This window comes from Planosporangium thailandense, assembly GCF_011947195.1.
Classification (GTDB): Bacteria; Actinomycetota; Actinomycetes; order Mycobacteriales; family Micromonosporaceae; genus Planosporangium; species Planosporangium thailandense.
Window position 1 is genome coordinate 58,552 of record NZ_JAATVY010000028.1, and the last position, 21,048, is coordinate 79,599.

The 21,048-nt window shown below is 71.9% G+C and carries 21 protein-coding genes; 8 read left to right on the forward strand and 13 right to left on the reverse strand.

What is annotated here, in order from left to right:
* Window positions 1-37: 37 nt before the first annotated feature.
* Entirely contained in the window at window positions 38-1,027 is a 990-nt protein-coding gene (locus tag HC031_RS26875; protein ID WP_167928224.1) for an Acg family FMN-binding oxidoreductase, read from the reverse strand.
* A gap of 257 nt (window positions 1,028-1,284) precedes the next feature.
* Here HC031_RS26875 and HC031_RS26880 point away from each other — a divergent pair, with 257 nt between their 5' ends.
* Entirely contained in the window at window positions 1,285-1,920 is a 636-nt protein-coding gene (locus HC031_RS26880) for a response regulator (protein ID WP_167928225.1), read from the forward strand.
* A 117-nt stretch (window positions 1,921-2,037) separates the two neighbouring features.
* On the opposite strand, the gene HC031_RS26885 is transcribed toward HC031_RS26880, so the two are convergent.
* From HC031_RS26885 to HC031_RS26895, 3 genes are all read right to left on the reverse strand, one after another.
* Window positions 2,038-2,241: a cold-shock protein gene (locus HC031_RS26885; RefSeq protein ID WP_167928226.1), complete on the reverse strand. Its 204-nt coding sequence runs from the start codon at window positions 2,239-2,241 to the stop codon at window positions 2,038-2,040.
* Between the two features lie 311 nt (window positions 2,242-2,552).
* Entirely contained in the window at window positions 2,553-3,026 is a 474-nt protein-coding gene (locus HC031_RS26890; RefSeq protein WP_338090850.1) for a MarR family winged helix-turn-helix transcriptional regulator, read from the reverse strand.
* Window positions 3,023-4,477: an MFS transporter gene (locus HC031_RS26895; RefSeq protein ID WP_338090851.1), complete on the reverse strand. Its 1,455-nt coding sequence runs from the start codon at window positions 4,475-4,477 to the stop codon at window positions 3,023-3,025. The genes HC031_RS26890 and HC031_RS26895 overlap by 4 nt, the downstream gene beginning before the upstream one ends.
* Window positions 4,478-4,603: 126 nt before the next feature.
* On the opposite strand from HC031_RS26895, the gene HC031_RS26900 reads away from it, so the two are divergent.
* Complete coding sequence (locus HC031_RS26900) at window positions 4,604-5,974, forward strand: Nramp family divalent metal transporter (protein WP_167928227.1); 1,371 nt, start codon at window positions 4,604-4,606, stop codon at window positions 5,972-5,974.
* A 64-nt stretch (window positions 5,975-6,038) separates the two neighbouring features.
* Here the strand turns inward: HC031_RS26900 and HC031_RS26905 are convergent, their stop codons facing one another.
* Together HC031_RS26905 and HC031_RS26910 are read right to left on the reverse strand one after the other, a co-directional pair.
* Window positions 6,039-6,197: a hypothetical protein gene (locus tag HC031_RS26905; RefSeq protein ID WP_167928228.1), complete on the reverse strand. Its 159-nt coding sequence runs from the start codon at window positions 6,195-6,197 to the stop codon at window positions 6,039-6,041.
* A gap of 330 nt (window positions 6,198-6,527) precedes the next feature.
* A complete protein-coding gene (locus tag HC031_RS26910; RefSeq protein ID WP_167928229.1) occupies window positions 6,528-7,379 on the reverse strand; it encodes a Rieske (2Fe-2S) protein in 852 nt (283 codons plus the stop codon).
* A 110-nt stretch (window positions 7,380-7,489) separates the two neighbouring features.
* Here HC031_RS26910 and HC031_RS26915 point away from each other — a divergent pair, with 110 nt between their 5' ends.
* Together HC031_RS26915 and HC031_RS26920 are read left to right on the forward strand one after the other, a co-directional pair.
* Window positions 7,490-8,407, forward strand: a complete 918-nt coding sequence (locus HC031_RS26915) for a TIGR03619 family F420-dependent LLM class oxidoreductase (protein WP_167928230.1) — start codon at window positions 7,490-7,492, stop codon at window positions 8,405-8,407.
* A 107-nt stretch (window positions 8,408-8,514) separates the two neighbouring features.
* Window positions 8,515-10,062, forward strand: coding sequence for an MFS transporter (locus HC031_RS26920; RefSeq protein WP_167928231.1), 1,548 nt, complete (start codon window positions 8,515-8,517; stop codon window positions 10,060-10,062).
* Here the strand turns inward: HC031_RS26920 and asnB are convergent.
* Both asnB and HC031_RS26930 read right to left on the reverse strand, forming a co-directional pair.
* A complete protein-coding gene (asnB, locus tag HC031_RS26925) occupies window positions 10,032-11,984 on the reverse strand; it encodes an asparagine synthase (glutamine-hydrolyzing) (protein ID WP_167928232.1) in 1,953 nt (650 codons plus the stop codon). The genes HC031_RS26920 and asnB overlap by 31 nt on opposite strands.
* 91 nt (window positions 11,985-12,075) lie before the next feature.
* A complete protein-coding gene (locus HC031_RS26930; RefSeq protein WP_167928233.1) occupies window positions 12,076-13,086 on the reverse strand; it encodes an MsnO8 family LLM class oxidoreductase in 1,011 nt (336 codons plus the stop codon).
* A 191-nt stretch (window positions 13,087-13,277) separates the two neighbouring features.
* On the opposite strand from HC031_RS26930, the gene HC031_RS26935 reads away from it, so the two are divergent.
* Window positions 13,278-14,975, forward strand: coding sequence for a DEAD/DEAH box helicase (locus HC031_RS26935; protein ID WP_167928244.1), 1,698 nt, complete (start codon window positions 13,278-13,280; stop codon window positions 14,973-14,975).
* A gap of 21 nt (window positions 14,976-14,996) precedes the next feature.
* On the opposite strand, the gene HC031_RS32665 is transcribed toward HC031_RS26935, so the two are convergent.
* The gene (locus HC031_RS32665) at window positions 14,997-15,662 is read right to left on the reverse strand and encodes a hypothetical protein (protein WP_205863286.1); all 666 of its coding nucleotides are present in this window, start codon (window positions 15,660-15,662) and stop codon (window positions 14,997-14,999) included.
* Window positions 15,653-15,781, reverse strand: coding sequence for a hypothetical protein (locus HC031_RS34100; protein WP_277349813.1), 129 nt, complete (start codon window positions 15,779-15,781; stop codon window positions 15,653-15,655). The genes HC031_RS32665 and HC031_RS34100 overlap by 10 nt, the downstream gene beginning before the upstream one ends.
* A 20-nt stretch (window positions 15,782-15,801) precedes the next feature.
* On the opposite strand from HC031_RS34100, the gene HC031_RS26945 reads away from it, so the two are divergent.
* Complete coding sequence (locus tag HC031_RS26945; RefSeq protein ID WP_167928234.1) at window positions 15,802-16,320, forward strand: cation:proton antiporter domain-containing protein; 519 nt, start codon at window positions 15,802-15,804, stop codon at window positions 16,318-16,320.
* 25 nt (window positions 16,321-16,345) lie between these two features.
* Here the strand turns inward: HC031_RS26945 and HC031_RS26950 are convergent, their stop codons facing one another.
* Window positions 16,346-17,359, reverse strand: coding sequence for a LacI family DNA-binding transcriptional regulator (locus HC031_RS26950; protein WP_167928235.1), 1,014 nt, complete (start codon window positions 17,357-17,359; stop codon window positions 16,346-16,348).
* Between the two features lie 213 nt (window positions 17,360-17,572).
* On the opposite strand from HC031_RS26950, the gene glnA reads away from it, so the two are divergent.
* Window positions 17,573-18,997, forward strand: a complete 1,425-nt coding sequence (gene glnA / locus HC031_RS26955) for a type I glutamate--ammonia ligase (RefSeq protein ID WP_167928246.1) — start codon at window positions 17,573-17,575, stop codon at window positions 18,995-18,997.
* A 57-nt stretch (window positions 18,998-19,054) separates the two neighbouring features.
* On the opposite strand, the gene HC031_RS26960 is transcribed toward glnA, so the two are convergent.
* Window positions 19,055-19,261: an RNA-binding S4 domain-containing protein gene (locus tag HC031_RS26960; protein ID WP_167928236.1), complete on the reverse strand. Its 207-nt coding sequence runs from the start codon at window positions 19,259-19,261 to the stop codon at window positions 19,055-19,057.
* A gap of 99 nt (window positions 19,262-19,360) precedes the next feature.
* The gene (locus HC031_RS26965; protein ID WP_167928237.1) at window positions 19,361-19,801 is read right to left on the reverse strand and encodes an SPW repeat protein; all 441 of its coding nucleotides are present in this window, start codon (window positions 19,799-19,801) and stop codon (window positions 19,361-19,363) included.
* Window positions 19,802-20,097: 296 nt separating this feature from the next.
* Here HC031_RS26965 and HC031_RS26970 point away from each other — a divergent pair, with 296 nt between their 5' ends.
* Window positions 20,098-20,778, forward strand: a complete 681-nt coding sequence (locus HC031_RS26970; protein WP_167928238.1) for a dienelactone hydrolase family protein — start codon at window positions 20,098-20,100, stop codon at window positions 20,776-20,778.
* Window positions 20,779-21,048 lie beyond the last annotated feature (270 nt).

Sequence of the window (21,048 nt, forward strand, 5' to 3'; positions counted from 1 at the left end):
TTCCACAGCCGGTACCTCGCTCCTCGAACTGGATGCCTCATCCGGACTCCCGATCGCCGACGATCACGTCGGTGACGGGGCGGCGCGGGCTGGCGGGCGCCGGGACGGCGTACCCGAACCGCATCACCATCTGGGGCGCGGCGTGCCGGCCAAGCGCGAGCCGCAGCTGCTCGCGGACCGACGGCACCTCGATGGGCTGGGAGAACAGTGACGCGGCGAGTCCGAGGTCCGTGGCGGTCAGCCAGACCCGCTGCAGCGCCTGTCCGGCCTGGATCTGGTCGGCGGGCCAGTCGCCGTTGCCACCGAGCACGGCGATCAGGGGATCGCGCTCGAACTGGCGGTGGCTGGGCAGCTCCTCGCCGCCGAAGTCACGTCGGGGCAGCAGTTCGTACGGGCGGGGCGCGGGGCCGCCGGCGCCGACGGGTACCCCGTCCACGGCGGCGAGCTGGGTGGCCGGGGTGCCCGCACGGACCCACGTCGACAGCTCGGCGCGGTACCCGGCGTCGCGCTCCAGCACCTCGTGCGCGGCCCGCACGAGGCCCGCGGTGGCCTCCACGGCGGCCGGCCCGATCAGCAGGTCCAGCCACGCGTCTTCGGCGCGTGCGGCGGCGATCAGGTCGCCGCGCGCCGTGACCGGCACCGGCTGGTCGAGGAACGGGGTGCGGTTGCTGTGCCGTGCCGGGATGGCGCGGTACAGCCGGACCTCGACGGGGGTGGGCGCGCACGGCGTGTCGGGTGTCAACCGGGCCACCAGGTACGGGTCGGTCCGGTCCGGCTGCAGCCGGACGATCCCCGGTGTTCCGCGTACGGCCAGCGCGAGTCGAAGGTTGAGCAGGGCGGCGCCGCAGGCGATCCGGGCGGCTACGCCGGTCGGGTCCGCCCGGGCCAGCCGTCGCTGCGGGTCGACCAGCACATCGATCTGGTCGCGCCCCAGCCGGAACCGCCAGGGTTGGGTGTTGAGCATCGACGGTGCGCGGGTGGCCGCTTCGACGACGGCGACGAAGGCGGCGTGGTCCAACCAGGCCATGGTTGTCACCTCTGTCACGGGTAGGAGCGGCCGGGCGATGCGGTCGTCGGGTGGTGGGGCCGACGAGCGACGCCACGTCACCGGCTGCCGGCGCACAAGCTCACTGTGCCGTCACCCCGCGCCCGGAGCGCAGGGCCATTCGGCCCACGGCCGGCGGGGCTGGCGTCCCCTCGTGGGTCCGTCGACGGCGCCAGGGATCCCCGGTTTCGGGACCTTAGACCCGAGGCGGACGCGCCGTGGTCGGGTACAAACAGGAGATGATCCGGGTATACCTCCTCGACGATCACGAAGTCGTCCGTCGTGGACTGCGCGATCTGCTCGAAGCCGAGGGCGACATCGAGGTCGTCGGCGAGTCGAGTTCGGCGATCGACTCGGGGCACCGGATTCCCGCTCTCCGCCCCGACGTGGCCGTCCTGGACGCCCGCTTGCCCGACGGCAACGGCATCGACGTGTGTCGGCAGGTCCGGTCGGTGGACCCGCGCATCCAGGCGCTGATCCTCACGTCGTACGAGGACGACGAGGCGCTGTTCGCCGCGATCATGGCCGGCGCCGCCGGCTACGTGCTCAAACAGATCAAAGGCACCGACCTGGTCGACGCCATCCGCCGCGTCGCCGCCGGCCAGTCCCTGCTCGACCCCGCCGTCACCGCCCGAGTACTCGAACGCATCCGCCGCGGCCCCGAACAGCCCGACGAGCTCAAGAACCTCACCGAGCAGGAACGGCGCATCCTCGCCCTGGTCGCGGAGGGGCTGACCAACCGCGAGATCGCGCAGCGGATGTTCCTGTCGGAGAAGACGATCAAGAATTACGTGTCCAGCCTGCTGGCGAAGCTCGGTATGGAGCGCCGCACCCAGGCGGCGGTCCTCGCCTCGAAGCTGATGGACCGGGGCTGAAGTCCCCGGCGGGGACGCCGGTGTGCCGGGTGACAACACCCCGGCACACCGATCGCCGCGCTACGCGTCGCCACACCCGCTCGTCGAGCGGCGCGGACCCGGCCCGTCTCCTGATGCTCAGATGATTCGGACCTGCTCCGCCTGCGGCCCCTTCTGGCCCTGCGTGACCTCGAACTCGACCCGCTGATTCTCCTCGAGTGAGCGGTAACCGCTGGACTGGATGGCGGAGAAGTGAACGAACACGTCGGGGCCACCCTCGTCCTGGCTGATAAATCCGTAGCCCTTGTCAGCGTTGAACCACTTCACCGTGCCCTGTGCCATTGCCGTTCTCCCTTGTCAGGCCGGATGACCTGCGAACGCAGATCCTGAGGCCGCCATGGCGTGCGGCCCCCTGTCGCCCAACCCGCCGACCGCAGCGACGCACCCCCGCGTGACCGAAGTAAGCCGGCTGGTACAAGTCGAACCGTCTACCCCAAAAACAGGACTACACGAGCAAAACAAGGGGTGATCTCACGGGTGGTCGGCACCGCCCGGTCGGTCGGGCCGGTCGGTCGGGCCGGTCGGTCGGTCTCGACTCAACCACGCCGGGCCGCGCCGCTCACCCGATTCACCAAGATCTCCCGGTACCCCGGTCAACCCAGCAGCTTCGCCACGAGCCGATCGAGCGCCGCGAGGTCGGCGGCGTCGAGGTCGGCGACCGCAGCCGGCGGTCGGTTGAGAATCCGCTCGGCCGACTCGGCCGCGCGCGTCCCGGCCGGCGTCAGCGACACCATACGCAGCCGGCGGTCGGACGGGTGCGGGCTGCGCAGGACCAGGCCACGACGTTGCAGATCGTCGACCACGAGCGTGGCGTACGGCGGGTCGATCGCCAGCCGCTCGGCGAACTGACGCATCGTCAGCTCGCCGGCTACCAGGTGCCGCAGGGCTTTGGCCCGGATGAAGCTCATGCCGAGCGCGTCGCAGACCTCGCGGCGCCGGTCGTGCCGGTCGAGAACCAGCGTCCGCAGCCCCTGCCAGGCCCGCGCCGCGATCTCGGCCCGCGCCGCCTCGTCCACGTCGGGCACCGTGCCGCCGCGCGCCGCGGTCGCCGTCGATTTCCGGTTCACCGGACACCGACCGGTGCCGGCTGCCCGCCCGCGTCGGCCGCCGCGATCCGGGCGGCGGCCTCATCGGCGGTCCGCATCGCCCAGGGCCCGGTGGTGAGGGCACCGAGCGCGAGCACCGCGATCCCGCAACCGGCGACGATCCACCAGCCGACGTGGCTGGCCTGCGCGAAGCGCGCCGACACCGAGCCGTGCAGGCCGGCGCTCACCGCCGACCCGATGACGGCCACCCCGAGCGACTGGCCGACCTGACGGCTCGTCGAGGCCACCGCCGCCGCCACGCCCGCCTGGGAGCGCGGCATGCCGGAGACGGCCGTGTTGGTGATGGGCGCGTTGACCGTTCCGAAGCCGAGCCCGAACCCGAGGTAGGTGACGAACAGCCAGCCGACCGGGGTGTGCGGGCTCAACCGGGTGAACGGCAGGATGCTCGCGACGATCGCGACGCCGGCGATCAGCAACGGCAGACGCGGCCCGCGGCGGCCGACCAGCCGCCCGGACAGCGGGGCGAACACTACGACCGTCGCCGCCATCGGCAGCGTGTACAGCCCGGCGTGCAGCGCGGACAGGCCGCGTACCTCCTGCAGGTACAGCGTGTTGAGGAAGAGGAAGCCGCCGAGCGCGCCGAAGCCGCAGACCGCGATGACGGTCGCGCCGGAGAACGGGGCACTGCGGAAGAACCGTAGGTCCAGCAGTGGCTCCGCGCGGCGCGCCTCATAGCCGAGCAGGCCGGCCAGTGCGACGGCGGCGAGCCCGAAGAAGCCCAGGATCTCGGTCGACGACCAGCCGGCGTTCGGTCCTTCGATGATCGCGTACGTGAGTGACGCCAGGACGGTCAGCACGAGTACCTGGCCGACGGGGTCGACGCGGCGGACGTGCTCCGCCCGGGACTCGGGCACAAACCGTGCGGTCAGCACGAGCGCGGCGACCCCGACCGGAATGTTGATCCAGAAGATCGACCGCCAGGCCAGCGCCGCGACGAGGGTTCCGCCGACGACCGGACCGAGGGCCATGCTGATGCCGAACACCGCTCCCCACACGCCGATCGCGCGGGCGCGCTCCTTCGGGTCGGTGAACGTGTTGGTGATGATCGACATGGCGACGGGGTTGAGCATCGAGCCGCCGACGGCCTGCACCATCCGGGCCGCGACGAGCCAACCGAGGCTCGGCGCCAGGCTGCACAGCAGCGAGCCGAGCGTGAACACGACCAGTCCGGTCTGGAAGGTCCGGCGCCGGCCGATCCGGTCGCCGGTGGCGCCGGCGAGGATCAGCAGGCTCGCCAGGACCAGCGTGTACGCGTCTATGATCCACTGCAGCCCGGAGGTCGGCGCGTGCAGGTCCCGCCGGATGGACGGCAGCGCGACGTTCACGATCGTGTTGTCGAGGCTGACGATCAGCAGGCTCATGCAGCAGATCGCGAGGACGAGCATCCGTCCGCGGCGGCTGAGCTCAGGCACAGGTTCCCCAGATGGTTGTACAGATATAACATTTCGCATAGTACAACTAAATGATGTGGACGCCGGGCCGGGCCCGTCGAAACCAGCGGCGTTTATGAATTGACCCAGGCGGGGTACCTCAGCGGCGTGACCGATGATCAGCAGGCACAGACACTGGTCGACCGGCCCGGGACGGCCGAGCCGACCAGCGATGTCGACCTGACTCCGAGCACCGAGTCGCGCGGCTGGCGATACTATCTGCGCGCCATCGGCCCCGGCCTGATCACCGGAGCCAGCGACGACGATCCGTCAGGGGTCGCCACCTATTCGCAGGCCGGCGCGACCACCGGCTTCTCGCTGCTGTGGACGAGCCTGGTGACCTTCCCGCTGATGACCGCGGTACAGGAGATCTGCGACCGCACCGCGCTGGCGACCGGCAAGAGCCTCGGCGAGCTGGTCACCGCCCGCTTTCGCGGCCGCACCGCCCGCGCCGCCGTCGGCGTCCTGCTGGTCGCGCTCATTGCGGCCAACGCGCTCAACATCGCCGCGGACCTGGTCGCGGTCGGGTCCGGAATGACGCTGCTGCACGCCGGGCCGACCTGGCTGTGGGCGCTGCTCGCCGGTACCGCGGTCACGGCGCTGGTGATCCTCGGATCGTTCGACCGCATCGCGCGCATCTTCAAACTGCTGTGCCTGGCGCTGCTGGTCTATTTCGCCGTCGTCGTGCTGTCCCGACCACCGGCCGGCAGGCTGCTGCACGGGCTGCTGGTACCGCACGTGGAGTTCACGTCCGACTACCTGACGCTGCTGGTCGCGGTGCTCGGCACCACCATCAGCCCGTACCTGTTCTTCTGGCAGTCCGCCCACCGCGTCGAGGACCTCCGCGCCGAGCCCATCCACGGCCGCGACGCCGTGCCGCTCCACGAGCGCCCCTCCGGTCAGGCCCGCCGCAAGCTGCGCGCGTCCCGCCTGGACGTCCTGAGCGGCATGCTCTTCTCCAACCTGGTGATGTTCTCGATCATCGTCGCCACGGCGAGCACGCTGCACGCCCACGGCAACCACAACCTCAACAGCGCCGCCGACGCCGCCAAGGCCCTCGAACCCGTGGCCGGGCACTGGGCCGGCACCCTGTTCGCCCTCGGCTTCGTCGGTTCGGGCATGCTCGCCGTCCCGGTCCTCGCCGGCTCCGGCGCGGCGGGGCTCGCCGGCCTGCTGGGCAAGAAGTTCGGCTTCTCCCGCTCCCCCCGCCAGGCACCCGTGTTCTACGGCCTGGTCGCCGCCGGCACCATCGGCGGCACGGCGCTGACCCTCACCCACGTCGACCCGGTGCAGCTGCTGGTCATCAGCGCCTTCATCAACGGTGTCGCCGCCGCACCGTTCCTGGCGCTGGTCATGGTCATCTCGGGCAACCGGACGCTCATGGGCGACCACGCGAACGGTCGGCTGGCCACGGTCCTCGGCTGGCTGACCACCGCGCTCATGACCGTCGCCGCCGTCGTCAGCCTGGTCATGCTCTGACCGGCGTGCCGGTCATGCGCTGACCGCCGTGCCGGTCATGCGCTGACCGCCGTGCCGGCGCGCGTCAACTCGCCAGCCGGGTGAAGAAGTCGCCGAACCCCTTGCCCAGGTTGGAGATCACCCGACCCATGGAGTGGGCGACGTGGGCCGCGGTGTCGGGGTGAAAGGCGACGAAGAACACGAGGAACGCGATGGCGACCCAAGTGATGACTTTCTTGGCCATCTCCTGCCCCCTCCCACGGCGTAGCGTCACCACACCGTAAGGCTGCTTGTCGAATCAATATTCTTCTCGGCACAACTGTTCTCGGTTCGGCCGCCGGCCGCCGGTCCCGGACGGGTCCGACAACGGCCATGCGTCGTCCTCGATACCGACGGTAACCGTCGATGGTGAGACCGAACCGGATACGGCCCGGTGCGACGATGTCGCGGACTACGCGCCCCCATTGTCAGCGAGATCGGCGGCGGGCGCGAATCGGAGGTACGTCAGCGGCTGCCGGCCAGGACCCACCAGATAGGACGGACGAATGACCGTCCGTCCACGCCAGTGCGCCCATCACGCGGGCGCGGCCTCCAGCCGGCCGTCGACGATCCGGGTACGCAACGTGATCTGGTCATTGGCGGCCGGGCCGTGCACCACCACGCCGTCGGTCAGCCGGTACGTACTGCCGTGCCAGGGACAGACCACGCACGGAGCACCATCGATCTCGACTATCTTGCCGTCCCCGAGCGGACCGTTGTGGTGGGCGCAGCGCTCCAGCATGACCGTGAACCGGTCGGCCTGCCGGTACACCAGCACCGGCGTCTCGCCCAGCTTGCGTACGGTCGGCTCCCCGTCGACGAAGTCGTCGACGTCGCCGAGCCGCTGCCAGGTGCCGCGCAGCAGCCACAGCGCCGGCACCGCCTGGTTGACCCCGGCGCCGAGGGCGTACGACAGGTGGCCTCCGATGTAGGCGCCGGTACCGGCGACCGCGAGGCCCACGTAGGCCAACCGCCGGCCGGTCGTATGTCGACCGCGCAGCCGGGCCGTGAGCGAGGCGCCGTACAGCCCCAGCGCCACCGTGTTCGCCGCGGCGTGGACGAAGCCGACCCGGCGCTGCTCGCGCGACAGCGACGCCCAGTCGTTGGCGCCGGTGGCGGCGGCCGGCACAGCGGTTGCCGTGCCCGCCGCGACGAGCGTGGTGGCGGCGGCCTGCTGACCGGGCATCGCATCGAGGATCGCCGCGCTGAGCCAGGCGCCGATCGGCGCCAGCACCACGGCGGGGTGCAGCGGATGCCCCAGCCAGACGCCGTGCAGCAGATCTCGTACCCGCTGGGACCGGGTGGCCCCGCGGACCAGCTTGCGCGCCTGGTCAGCGATCCCATCGACGATGGTCAGCCGTTCCAGCGTGGCCACGAGTCTGCCCATGCCCGGCATCATGCCCCCCGGCGCAGCGGCCAAACCGGGTCAACCGGCGGCACGGGACCCCGGCAACCGGGCTTGGAGGCCGCCGCCGCCCGTCCCCTACCGTAGACCTCATGCGGATCGGATTCGGGCTTCCGGTCGCCGGCGCGTGGGCGACCCCGGCCACCATCGCACACATCGCCGAACGGGCCGAACAGCTCGGCTACCACTCGCTGTGGAGCTTCCAGCGGCTCCTCGTGGGCGTCGAGCAGGAGCTGGCTCCGGTGTACCAGAGCGTGCTCGACCCGATGGTCTCGCTGGCGTACGCGGCCGCCCGCACCACCCGCATCCGGCTGGGCGTAGCCGTGATCAATTTCCCGTTCGTATCGCCGGTCATTCTCGCCAAACAGGCCGCCACCCTGGACGTGCTCTCCGGCGGCCGGCACGAGCTGGGCCTGGGCGCCGGCTGGTCGGAGGTCGAGTTCGCCGCGACCGGCGCCTCGACGCGGCGACGCGGCGCGCGGGCCGTCGAGTACCTGGCGGTGCTGCGCACCCTCTGGGCCGACGAGGTGAGCGAGTTCGACGGCGAGTTCTACACGGTCCCGCCCAGCCACATGCGCCCCAAGCCGGTGCAGCGCCCCGGGCCGCCGGTGCTGCTCGGCGGCACCGCCAAGGGCGCGCTGCGGCGCGCCGGCCGGCACGCCGACGGATGGGTCAGCGGCAGCACCACCGACCTGTCGCAGATCACCGAGAGCATCGGCGAGGTACGCGCGGCGGCCCGGCGGGCGGGCCGCGACCCGGAGACCGTGCGTATCGTCTCCCGCGGTGTGGTCGCCGTCGGCGAGCCCACCACCGGCCCGGACCGCAAGCCGCTGTCCGGAACGTACGAGCAGATCCAGGCCGACGCCCGCCGGCTCGGCGAGCTGGGCGTCACCGAGCTGTTCTACGACCTGAACTGGGATCCGCTCATCGCCTCCCCCGACGCCGATCCGGAGGCCGCCGTCCGGCGTGCCGAGGAGATCATGGGGGCGCTCGCGCCCGACGCCGGCTGATCACGCGGGCGCTCGCGGCTGACGCCGGCGGCGCACGTGCCGTTTGTGCCCCGCGACGCCCGGGTAGGACAGATCGGCCGGTCAGTCGCGGCGGGCAAAGGGAGTTCATGGGTACGGGCGGACACGCGGATCGACACCGCACGGGACACGTGGATCCACCTGACAGCGGCACCCGGGCCGGCACACCGGAGCGGACCCGGACGGATCAGCAGGAGGCGCCCCGGCGCTGGCGTGCCTTCTCGGTCTGCCTCGTCGCGGCCTTCATGACCCTGCTCGACGTGAGCATCGTCAACGTGGCGATCCCGTCGATCCGCAACGGGCTGCACGCCACCGAGAGCGACCTGCAGTGGGTGCTGTCCGGCTACGCGCTCACCTTCGGGCTGGCGCTGGTGCCGGCCGGCCGGTACGGCGACGCCAGGGGCCGGCGCAACGTGTTCATCGCCGGCCTGGCGCTGTTCACCGTGTCCAGCGCCGCGGCCGGGCTCGCCCGCAGCGCGTCCTGGCTGGTCGCCGCCCGGCTCGTCCAGGGCGCCGCCGGCGGCGTCCTCAACCCGCAGGTCGTCGGCCTGATCCAGCAACTGTTCCGGCCGGCCGAACGGGGCCGGCCGTTCGGACTGCTGGGTGCCACGATCGGCATCTCCACCGCGATCGGACCGCTCGTGGGCGGCGCGCTGATCGCGCTGGCCGGACCGCAGGACGGCTGGCGCTGGGTGTTCTACGTCAACCTGCCGATCGGCATCGCCGCGATCGTCCTCGGCTGGCGGCTGATCCCGGCGCGCCCGCACGAGCTTCAGCCTCGCGAGAGCCTCGACCCGGTCGGGGTCACCCTCCTGGGTACCGGCGTGGTGCTGCTGCTCCTGCCGCTGGTGCAGGAGCAGCAGTGGCACAGCCGCGCGAAGTGGCTGTTGCTGCTGCTGGCAGCCGGAGTGCTGGCCGGCTTCGTGGGCTGGGAGCGTCGCTACGCCCGGCGCCGCGAACCCGTCGTCGATCTCACGCTCTTCCGGCTGCGCTCGTACGCGCTCGGCGCGCTGATCGGGCTGATCTACTTCGCCGGTTTCACCGCCATCTTCTTCATCTACACCCTGTACCTGCAGAGCGGACTCGGCTACAGCGCGCTGCTCGCCGGGCTGGCGATGACGCCGTTCGCCCTCGGCTCGGCCGCCGCTGCCGCGCTCGGCGGGCGCACGGTCAACCGCTTCGGCCGCCCGCTCGTCGCCATCGGGCTGACGCTGGTCGCGCTCGGGCTGGCCGGCACCGTCGTCGCGCTGCACTTCGCGCCCGGCCACACGGCACCGCTGGCCGCCGCCGCTCCCCTGCTCGTCGCCGGCCTCGGCAGCGGCCTGGTCATCACCCCCAACCAGACGATCACCCTGTCGCAGGTCCCGCCCAGCAAGGGCGGCAGCGCGGGCGCGGTGATCCAGACCGGGCAGCGGATCGGGGCGGCCATCGGCATCGCGACGGTGGGTTCGGTGTTCTTCGCGCGCCTGGCCGCCAGCGGCGGCCACTGGTCGGTGGCGTTCCGGGACGCCCTCTTCGTCGCGATCGCGCTCGTCGTGGTGACGCTGGCCGCCGCGGTGGCCGACGTCGTCGCGGGCCGCCGCGCGGCCAGGGACGCGCGGGCCGGTCAGGCGCCGACCACCAGCCGCACCGGGTAGCGGCGCAGCCACTGGTCCAGCCCGAGTGCCAGCTCGACGGCGCGGCGGGCCGGCCCGAAGCCGCCGGTGTCGTCCACCGGGGTGTGCAGCACCTCGTGGATCCGCTTCGGGTTGAGCAGCGCCGCCACGGGCGCGTCGGCGTCGGCCAGGATCTCGGCCAGCCGGTCGCGCAGCGCCCGCTCGTACGCCGGGTCCTGGGTCGACGGGTACGGGCTCTTGCGCCGCTGCACGACCGACTCCGGCAGCAGGTCGGCCGTGGCCGCCCGCAGCAGGCTCTTCTCCCGGCCGTCGAAGGTCTTCATCGACCACGGGGTGTTGTAGACGTACTCGACGAGGCGGTGGTCGCAGAACGGCACCCGTACCTCCAGGCCGTGCGCCATGCTCATGCGGTCCTTGCGGTCGAGCAGGATCTGCACGAAGCGGGTCAGATGCAGGTAGCAGATCTCCCGCATGCGGTGCTCCCGCGGATCCTCGTCCGGCAGGTGCTCGACCTCGGCCAGCGCGCTGTGGTACTCGGCCCGCCGGTGCTCGTCGATGCGCAGGGCGGCGGCCAGATCGGGGTCGAGCAGGTCGACGATGTTGCGGGTCTTCGCGGCGTCCACGGCGCAGGTGTCGGCTTCGGGGGCGTCGGCGGCCGACGGCCGCAGCGCGGCCACCCAAGGGAAGGTGTCGGCGTTCACCGCGCGCTGGTCGTGGAACCAGGCGTAGCCGCCGAACACCTCGTCGGCGGACTCGCCCGAAAGGGCCACGGTCGAGTGTTCCCGGACGGCTCGAAACAGCAGGTAGAGCGAGGTGTACAGGTCGCCCATGCTGTTGGGCAGGTCGTTGGCGACGAGTACCGAGGTGCGGTAGAGCGGATCGGTCAGCGCCGCGGTGTCGAGCACGATGTCGGTGTGCGCGGCGCCCACGTGGTCGGCGACCTCGTGCACGTACGGGGCGTCCGGCGTGGGGCGCAGCGCGTCGGGCCGGAAGTGCTCGGCCTGGCCAACGAAGTCGACCGAGAACGACCGCACCGGTCCGCCGCCGCTGCGGCGCAGCGCGACCGCCGCCAGGGCGGTGATCGCCGACGAGTCCAGCCCGCCGGACAGCAGCGCGCACAGCGGCACATCGGTGATCAACTGGCGGTCGACGATGTCTTCGAGGAGCTCGCGCACGGTGCGTACGGTGGTGTCGAGGTCATCGGTGTGCCGCCGGGCGTGCAGCCCCCAGTACCGGCGCGGGCGCACGCCGTCGCGGTCGACGATGACGAGGTGGCCGGGCCGCACCTCGTGGACGCCCCGGTAGACGCCCTGGCCCGGGGACTTGACGAACGACAGCAGCGCGCGCAGCCCGTCGGCGTCCACGACCGCTTCGACCTCGGGGTGCGCCAGGATGCCCTTGAGCTCCGAGGCGAACAGCACCCCGTCCCGCGTCGGGTGGTAGTACAGCGGCTTGATGCCCATCCGGTCGCGTACGAGCACCAGCCGCTGCCGGCGGCCGTCCCACACGCCGAAGGCGTACATGCCGTTGAGCCGCTCGGCGAACCCGTCCCCCCACTCCAGGTACGCCCGCAAGACCACCTCGGTGTCGCTGGTGGTGGCGAACTCGTGGCCGAGTGCCTGCAGCTCCTCGCGCAGCTCGCGGTAGTTGTACACCTCGCCGCTGTACGTGAGGGCGGCGACCGCGGAGCCGTCGCGGATCACGCCTTCGCGGGCAAGCGAGCCGCGGCCCAGCGCCCCGTCGGGCCCGACGGTCATCGGCTGGCCGCCACCGGGCAGGTCGATGATGGCCAGCCGCCGGTGGCCGAACGCGACGTGCTCGCCCAGCCACAGGCCTTCGGCATCGGGACCGCGCTGGGCCATGGTCGCGGCCATGGCCCGCATCGTCGACTGCTCCTGGGCAAGGCTGCGACCAAAGTCGACCCAGCCTACGATTCCGCACATCTTGCGACCGCCCCGCAACGGCTGGCTGGACAAACGGGCTCACCCGCCTGTCTACCAGCGATACCGGGCCGCCGCCAGCGGTGGGCGGCCCTCAGCCGTCCCGGCGAAGCCCGCCGGCCACCTGCTCGGCGATCAGCTCGAACGAGCGGATCCGGTCGGCGAGGTCGTACACCTGGGTCGTGAGCATCAGCTCATCGGCGCCGGTGCGCTCCAGCAGCTGCTCGAGCAGCCGGCGGACCGTCTCCGGCGAGCCCATCGCCTGCCCGACCCGCCGCTCCCGCGCGAACTCCAGCTCCAGGTCGCTGTACGGGTACGCGGCCGCCTCGTCGGGCGTGGGGAGCGGTCCGGGGCGCCCCTGGCGCAGCCGCAGGAACGACAGGATGCCCGGCCACGACAGCGCTTCCGCGCGCTCGTCGGTTTCCGCGCAGATCGCGTTGACCGCCACCATCACGTACGGCTTCGCGAGCCACTGCGAGGGCCGGAAGTGCGTGCGGTAGAGCGCCAGCGCGGCATCGGTGTTCGCGGCGCTGAAGTGGTGGGCGAACGAGAACGGCAGCCCGAGCAGGCCGGCCAGCTGGGCGCTGAAGCCGCTGGACCCGAGCAGCCAGATGGCCGGCATGTCGCCCCGGCCGGGCGTGGCGGTGATCCGCAGCGACTCGTCGCCGGCGAAGTACCCGATCAGGGCCTGCAGCTCCTGCGGGAAGGCTTCGGCCGACAGGCCCTCCATGGTGCGCCGCAGAGCCAGCGCGGTCAGCTGATCGGTGCCGGGAGCGCGGCCGATCCCCAGGTCGATCCGGCCCGGGTGCAGCGCCTCCAGGGTGCCGAACTGCTCGGCGACCACCAACGGCGCGTGGTTGGGCAGCATGACTCCGCCGGAGCCGACCCGGATCGTGGCGGTGTTGGCGGCGAGGTGGGCGATGAGGACCGCCGGGGCCGAGCTCGCGATGCCGGGCATGTTGTGGTGCTCGGCCACCCAGAACCGGTGGTAGCCCAGCTCCTCGGTACGGCGGGCGAGCGCGGTGGTGGCGCGCAGCGCGTCGCCCGATGAGGCGCCGGCGGCGACCGGCGCGAGGTCAAGCACAGACAGGGGTACATCGATCACAAGATCTTCAACCGGCCCCGGCGCTGGTTTCTTCCCGTACCCGGGTCTGTACGCTGGCGTCGCGGCGACGGTCGAGCGGCGGAAGTGGAAGTGTTGAGGCGTTGAGGGTGCGCGCGGAGCGTAACCGTTCGAAGAACGAGGAGCCGATGATGGACCCGACGGCAGCCGGCCCGACCGCAGCCGACCAGACCATGCCCGACCGGGCCGGGGTACCCACCGACGACGCGAACGGCTTCGCGGAGCTGGGGCTGCGCCCCGAACTCGTGCACACCCTCGCCGGGCTCGGCTACGAGGAGCCGACGCCGATCCAGCGCGAGGCGATCCCGCCGCTGCTGGCCGGCCATGACCTGCTGGGACAGGCGGCGACCGGCACGGGGAAGACGGCCGCGTTCGCGCTTCCGGTCCTGCAGCGGTTGACCCCCGACGACGGGCGCCGGGAGCCGAAGGCGCTGATCCTGGTGCCGACGCGCGAGCTGGCCATGCAGGTGTCGGAGGCGATCCACCGGTACGGCCACGACCTGGGCGCCCGGGTCCTGCCGATCTACGGCGGGCAGCCGATCGGCCGTCAGCTGCGGGAACTCGACCGCGGGGTCGACGTGGTCGTCGCGACACCGGGACGGGCGATGGACCACATCAGCCGCGCGACCCTGCGGCTGGACGACCTGGAGATGGTCGTGCTCGACGAGGCGGACGAGATGCTCGACATGGGCTTCGCCGAGGACATCGACGCGATCCTGGAGCAGGCGCCGGAGCAGCGCCAGACCATGCTCTTCTCGGCCACCATGCCGCCGCGCATCGAAGGGATCGCCCGCCGGCACCTGCACGACCCGGTCCGCATCGAGATCGCCCGTCCGGTCGCCGCGCCGGGTGAGGCGCCCCGCGTACGGCAGAGCGCGTACCTGGTGCCGCGGGCCTACAAACCCGCCGCGCTCGGGCGGATCCTCGACGTGGAGGCGCCCGGGGCCGCGATCGTGTTCTGCCGTACCCGCGAAGAGGTCGACCACCTGACCGAGACGCTCAACGGGCGCGGCTACCGCGCCGAGGCGCTGCACGGCGGGATGAGCCAGGAACAGCGCGACCGGGTCATGGGCCGGCTGCGTAGCGGTACGGCGGACCTGCTCGTCGCGACCGACGTGGCCGCGCGTGGCCTCGACATCGAGCACCTCACGCACGTGGTCAACTACAACGTGCCCTCCGCGCCGGAGTCGTACGTGCACCGCGTCGGGCGGGTGGGCCGCGCGGGCCGGGAGGGCGTGGCGATCACCCTGGCCGAGCCCCGCGAGCACCGGCTGCTGCAGACGATCGAGCGGGTGACCAAGCGCCGGATTCCGACGGAGAAGGTGCCGACAGTCGCCGACCTGCGGGCCCGGCGGCTCGAACTGACCCGCGCCGCGCTCGAGGAGAGTCTGCTGGACGGCGATCTGGAGCGCTTCCGGGTCGTCGTGGAGACCCTCGCCGACGAGTTCGACATCATGGACATCGCGCTCGCCGCGGTGAAGCTGGCGCACGAGGCGGGCGGCGCGGCCGCGGACGAGGAAGAGATCCCGCAGGTGGCGACCCGTACGGATCGGGAACGGCGGGACCGTCGTGAGTCGGTGCGCCACGCCGGCGGGCGCGACGAACGGCGCGGCCGCGGCCCGACGAGCGGAATGACCCGCCTTTTCGTCAGCGCCGGCCGCAGCGCCGGCATCCGGCCCCAGGATCTGGTCGGGGCGATCGCCGGCGAGTCCGGGCTGAGCGGGCGCGACATCGGCTCGATCGAGATCGCCGACCGCTTCTCGCTGGTCGAGGTGCCGGAGTACGCGGCGAACGACGTGATCGCCGCGCTGCGCGGCACCACCATCAAGGGCCGGAAGGCGACGGTACGCCGGGAGCGCCGCGACCGCTGACTCCCCGCGCTCGCGGGCGGGTCAGCGCACCGGCGGCAGGCCGAGGGTCGCCAGCGCCATGGTCCAGTCCGTGGCGATCGCCGTCTGCGCGGCGGCGAGGGAGACCTGGTGCGCGCAGACCGCGCGGTGCAGCGCGTTCTCCACCGGGTCCTTGCTGTTGATGGCGCCATCGGGTGGGTGGTCGTTGCGCTCCGGCCACAGGTTGCCGACGTCGTTGCTGCCGCCGAGCTCCAGGCTGACGAGGTGGTCGAACTCGTAGTCGCCGGGCGGCCCGGAGTCGTGGTAGGCCCCCATGACCTTCCGCTTGTACGCCCCGGTGTCGGAGGCGGGCGGCCGGACGGTCTTCGTGTAGCCGGACCTGCAGATCGTCGCGCTCAGGTTGTCCTGGGTGACCGCCGTGCTGACCACACCGGGGGTGCAGACCGGATCCGGCAGCGGCTGCCCGTCGCGCGCCCTGCGCTCGTGGCAGTCGGTCGGTACCCGCCCCGTGACGCGGCCGGTGACGGGCGTGGCCTGCAGGGCACCGGACGCGGGAGTGCCGCCGGGCACGCCGGTGGGCGGGGCCTGCACACCGCGGGGCGAGCGGCTCAACTGGATGACCGCGACGACGACCACCAGCACGAGGAGGGCGACGGCGAAGCCGGCCAGGAGCCCGCTGCGACCCCGTCCGGCGCGCCTCACCCCCACAACCACAGACTGTAGGGCACGGGGCGGGTTGGCCCCTGCTGGACCCGGATGGCCGGCAGGTTCGCCGGGAACGACGGGTCGTCGAACGAGTGCACGCCGTACTCGTATGCGGCGTACACCAGGCTCCGGGAGGAACATCGTGGCCGGGCTGGAACTGGTGATCACGCTGGGCGCCGCCATCCTGGTCGGTGGCGCGCTCGCGAAACGGTTCCGGGTCGCGGTACCGGTGGTGCTACTGGCTGGCGGCGGGCTGCTGGGCCTGGCGCCGGCCCTGCGGACGGCGAACCTGCCGCCGCAGGTGATGTTGCTGGTGTTCCTGCCGGCGTTGCTGTACTGGGAGAGCCTGAACACCTCGGTACGCGAGATCCGCAGCAACCTGCGCCTGATCGTGCCGCTGGTCACCGTGTTCGTCATCGTCGTCGCCGGGGTCGTCGCGGTGGTCGCGCACGCGTTCGGCCTGCCATGGGGACCGGCGTGGGTACTCCGTCGCGCCGAGGCCGACTTCCGACGACTGCGGCTGGCACTGATCGCCCGCAAACGCGCCAGGGTCGTCAAGCTGCGCGACGCCCACCACATCGACGACACCGTCCTACGACGGATCCAGGCCCAGCTCGACGCCGAGGAGCTCCGGCTGTCGCGCCGCGACCTCCCCGACTGACCGGGTCCGGCGGAGAGGTCAGACCTCAGGCGGAGTCGCGGACCACCAGGCGGGTGTCGAGGACGACCTCGGCACGGTCCAACGCCTGACCCCGGATCTTGGCCAGCAGCAGGCGCACCATCTCCTCGCCCATCGCCTCGACCGGCTGGTGGACCGTGGTCAGCGGCGGGTCGGTGTGCCGGGCGATGACGGAGTCGTCGAACCCGATGACGGCGACGTCGTCGGGGATCCGCCGGCCGCTGTCCTTGATGACCCGGATCGCCCCCGCCGCCATGGTGTCCGAGGAGGCGAAGACGGCGTCGAGATCGGAGTGGCGCTCCAGGAGCCACCGCATCGCCGACACGCCGCTCTCCTCGCTGAAGTCGCCGACCGCCACCGGGCCGTCGCCGAGCACGTCCCGGTACCCGTCGAGCCGATCCGTACCGGCCGTCATGTCCAGCGTGCCAGCGATGGCGGCGATCCGCTCCCGACCCCGCTCAACCAGGTACGACACCGCCTTTCGGGCGCCGCCACGGTTGTCGGCGTCGACGAAGCAGACCGGATCGGCGTGTTGCGGGCGGCCGATCCGGACGGCCGCCACCCCGCGCTCCTCCAGCCGGGCCGGCAACCGGTCGTCGCCACCGTGCAGGGACAGCAGCAGCGCCCCGTCGACGTGCTGCCGGGTCAGATAGCTCTCCAGCCGCTCCCGCTCCGCCGGCGACTGCGCGATCATGAGCAGCATCTGGAGGTCGCTGCTGGCCAGGCCGGCCGCGACGGCCTGCACGACCCGGCCGAAGAACGGCTCGGTGAAGAACCGCTCCCCTGGCTCGGTGACGACCAGGGCCACCGAGTCGGTCCGCTGGGTCACCAGCGCGCGGGCGGCCCGGTTGGGCACGTATCCCAGCTCGGCGATGGCCTGCTCGACAGCCTGCCGGGCCCGCCTGCTCACCTGCTCGGAGCCGTTGACGACCCGGGACACCGTGCCCCGGCCGACCCCGGCGCGCAGCGCCACCTGGTCGAGGGTGGGCCGCCCGGTCGAGCGGTTCCGCGCAGACGTCATATCGCTCCCTTCCGGCCTTTCGGTCGACAGCGTACTGTCGCCCACCCGCAGCGGGACGCCCCGCCGGTCCCCGGCGCCCGGCCGGCGGGAAACACGTCCGAAACTCCTGCGACATGCGGGAGCAACCGCCCGGCCCTAACGTCTGCGTTGACGGGAGTGCCAGATCCGCCGTTCACCGACCAGCTCGCCTGCGGCGCACAGTCGGGAGGATCCGTGTTCGCCAACTCCGAGGAGCTTCTGCGATACCTCGACACCGAGGGCATCCGCTCCGTCGATATCCGCTTCTGCGACCTGCTCGGCGTGATGCAGCACTTCAGCATGCCGGCCGAAACGTTCGACGAGAGCGTTTTCAGCGACGGGGTCGCCTTCGACGGCTCGTCCATCCGTGGCTTCCAGCAGATCCACGAGTCGGACATGCTGCTGCTGCCGGACCCGTCGACAGCGTTCGTCGATCCCTTCCGCGCCGAGGGGACGCTCGCGCTCAACTTCTTCGTCCACGACCCGTTCACCCGCGAGCCCTACAGCCGCGACCCGCGCAACGTGGCCAGAAAAGCCGAGGCGTACCTGACCGCCACCGGCATCGCCGACGCCGCGTACTTCGGGCCGGAGGCCGAGTTCTACATCTTCGACTCGGTGCGGTTCGCCACCGCCACGCACGAGTCGTACTACCACATCGACTCCGTGGAGGGCTGGTGGAACACTGGTCGTGACGAGCCCGGCGGCAACCGGGGTTACAAGACCGCGTACAAGGGCGGCTACTTCCCGGTGCCACCGATCGACCACTTCGCCGACCTGCGCGCCGAGATGGTCCGCCACCTCGTCAACGCCGGGTTCACAGTGGAGAAGGCCCACCACGAGGTCGGCACCGCCGGCCAGGCCGAGATCAACTTTCAGTACGGCCCGCTGCTGCACTGCGCCGACAACCTGCAGCTCTACAAGTACATCGTCAAGAACACGGCCTGGGCGGCCGGCCGCACGGTGACGTTCATGCCCAAGCCGCTGTTCGGTGACAACGGCTCCGGGATGCACACCCACCAGAGCCTGTCGCGCGGTGGGGAGCCGCTGTTCTACGACGAGACCGGGTACGCGGGGCTGTCGGACGCCGGCCGCTGGTACATCGGTGGGTTGCTGCGGCACGCGCCCAGCCTCTGCGCGTTCACCAACCCGACGGTCAACTCGTACCGCCGGCTGGTGCCGGGTTTCGAGGCGCCGGTCAACCTCGTGTACTCGCAGCGCAACCGCTCGGCCTGCGTCCGGATCCCGGTGACGGGCACTAACCCGAAGGCCAAACGGGTCGAGTTCCGCGTACCGGATCCGTCGGCCAACCCGTACCTGGCGTTCTCGGCCATGCTGATGGCCGGCCTCGACGGCATCAAGAGCAAGATCGAGCCGCCGGACCCGATCGACAAGGACCTGTACGATCTGCCGGCCGACGAGTTCGCCACCGTCAGCCAGACTCCGGGCTCGCTACCGGAGGTGCTCGAGGCGTTGGAGTCCGACCACGAGTACCTGCTCGACGGTGGGGTCTTCACCGCCGACCTGATCGAGACCTGGAGCGCGTGGAAACGCGAGAACGAGATCGACCCGGTCCGGCTGCGGCCGACGCCCCACGAGTTCGCGCTGTACTACGCCGTCTGACGGCGCGCGGCGGACGTACCGGTCGCGGCCACCCGGCGTGGCCGCGACCGAGGTGGGTCAGGCGACCCGGAGGTCCTCGCCGTTCACCCGGACGACGTCACCGCGGTGCAGTTGGCGGCCGCGCCGGGTGTCGACCTGGCCGTTGACCTCGACCTCGCCCGCGGCGATGCGCTCCTTGGTCTCGCCGCCGGAGTCGATGACCCCGGCGAGCTTGAGGAACTGCCCCAGCCTGATCCCGTCCTCGCGGACGACCACGTCTCGCATGAGTCTCATCATGGCAGCGGCGCGTCGGCACACCGACCGGGGCCGGTGCCCGCACGTCGGGCGGTCACCGTGGCGCGGCCGCTGCCGCGATGGGATACCTCAGCGCCGTACCGGGCTCTTCATCGTGCGGGCCATGGAGGCGGCGGCCAGCCCGACGGCGAGGATGACGAGGCCGGTCGCCACGTTGTTGGCGAGCGTTCCGGCGGTGACCGCACCGCCTCTCACCGCCCACGGGGCCGCGATGGTCCAGAGGCCGATGACCGGGACGGTGAAGGAGAGGCCATGGCTGCGGCCCCATACGGTGGCGAACGCGAGCCCCATGATCGCCACAGCGATACCAGTGATCAAGTCGTTGACCGCCAGGTTGAAGTTGAACCCGCGGAAATTGACCACCCACGGCGAGATCGCGAGCCAGACGCCGGCGAGCACCGCGATGCTGTCGACCGACTTGGCGGCCGGGGTCTCCGCGACCCGGTCAAACCGTTCACGCAGTTCTGCTATCTCCGGATGGTCCTCGATCGACACGGATGGTCGTACCATGGCGACAACCTCCTTCCGGCGCTTCCCTGTGTCGGCTTGCCGGGAAAAAGAGCAACTAACCTTCCCGACGGAGGAGATTGGCGGCTCCTCACCGGTCCGGTCCCCCGCCGCCGAGGTTTGCCCACCCATGGCCGGGTAGCCCGGTCACCTAGCGGCCAGTACGCGGTGGGAGGGCGTACGTGTCGGACCGGATGTTCCGGGACCGGCGAGATGCCGGCCGGGTGGTGGCGGAGCGCGGCGAGGTGCCGGAAACCTACCCGGTCGCCGTGTAAGGGCCGAATGCCACGGAGGGCATCGTGGACACCACCCATCAGAGCGCAGAGATCCCCGCTGCCGGAGTGTTGCTGGACGCCGACATCGAGGTGCCGGACGCGCCCCGGGGACTGGTGCTGTTCGCCCACGGCAGCGGCAGCAGCCGGCACAGCCCGCGCAACCGGTACGTCGCCGGTCAGCTTCAGGGCGCGGGCCTGGCCACCGTGCTCGCCGACCTGCTCACGGCCGAGGAGGAGCGGGTCGACGTCCTCACCGCCGAGCTGCGGTTCGACATCGGGCTGCTGGCACCGCGCGTGGCCGCGCTGGCCGACTGGCTCTCCGACAACTCCGACACCGCCGGGCTGGGCATCGGGCTGTTCGGCGCCAGTACCGGCGCGGCGGCCGCGCTCGTCGCGGCGGCCGCTCGGCCGAACCTCGTGCAGGCCGTGGTGTCCCGCGGTGGACGGCCGGACCTCGCCGGCGAGTACCTGCGGCTGGTGCAGCAGCCGACGCTGCTCATCGTCGGCGAGCGGGATGCGACCGTCATCGCGCTCAACCGGACCGCCATGCAGCAGATCCCCGCCGAGACCTGGTTGGAGATCGTCCCGGGCGCGACGCACCTGTTCGAGGAGCCGGGCGCGCTGGAGGAGGTGGCCCGGCTGACCCGGGACTGGTTCATCCGGCATCTGCGGCCGGTCGCTCACGCCGGCGGCGCGCGCCGCTGACGCACAGGGGCGTCGGAGTCGGCGCGCGCCGCTGACGCAGCGGAGCGACGTTGAGCCGCTCCTGACGGCACCGGCCGGGGCGTGGTGCGCGCCCCGGCCGTTCCCCCCGGATGTGCCGGTCTCTATCAGGCGGTATGCGCGACGCGCATGCCCAGCTGGCTGGTCATCTTCAGGCGGGTGCGCAGGTCGCCGCGGGCGGCGATGGCCGAGTAGTAGGCCTCGCGGCGGCGGGCGACGCAGCCGGCGGGTCGTTCGGGGGTGTCGACGAGT

Coding starts and splice junctions, on each gene's coding strand:
- HC031_RS26875 (WP_167928224.1), bottom strand. CDS start 1,027: ATGGCCTGGTTGGACCACGCCGCCTTCGTCGCCGTCGTCGAAGCGGCC.
- HC031_RS26880 (WP_167928225.1), top strand. CDS start 1,285: ATGATCCGGGTATACCTCCTCGACGATCACGAAGTCGTCCGTCGTGGA.
- HC031_RS26885 (WP_167928226.1), bottom strand. CDS start 2,241: ATGGCACAGGGCACGGTGAAGTGGTTCAACGCTGACAAGGGCTACGGA.
- HC031_RS26905 (WP_167928228.1), bottom strand. CDS start 6,197: ATGGCCAAGAAAGTCATCACTTGGGTCGCCATCGCGTTCCTCGTGTTC.
- HC031_RS26910 (WP_167928229.1), bottom strand. CDS start 7,379: ATGGGCAGACTCGTGGCCACGCTGGAACGGCTGACCATCGTCGATGGG.
- HC031_RS26915 (WP_167928230.1), top strand. CDS start 7,490: ATGCGGATCGGATTCGGGCTTCCGGTCGCCGGCGCGTGGGCGACCCCG.
- HC031_RS26920 (WP_167928231.1), top strand. CDS start 8,515: ATGGGTACGGGCGGACACGCGGATCGACACCGCACGGGACACGTGGAT.
- asnB (WP_167928232.1), bottom strand. CDS start 11,984: ATGTGCGGAATCGTAGGCTGGGTCGACTTTGGTCGCAGCCTTGCCCAG.
- HC031_RS26935 (WP_167928244.1), top strand. CDS start 13,278: ATGCCCGACCGGGCCGGGGTACCCACCGACGACGCGAACGGCTTCGCG.
- HC031_RS26950 (WP_167928235.1), bottom strand. CDS start 17,359: ATGACGTCTGCGCGGAACCGCTCGACCGGGCGGCCCACCCTCGACCAG.
- HC031_RS26960 (WP_167928236.1), bottom strand. CDS start 19,261: ATGCGAGACGTGGTCGTCCGCGAGGACGGGATCAGGCTGGGGCAGTTC.
- HC031_RS26965 (WP_167928237.1), bottom strand. CDS start 19,801: ATGGTACGACCATCCGTGTCGATCGAGGACCATCCGGAGATAGCAGAA.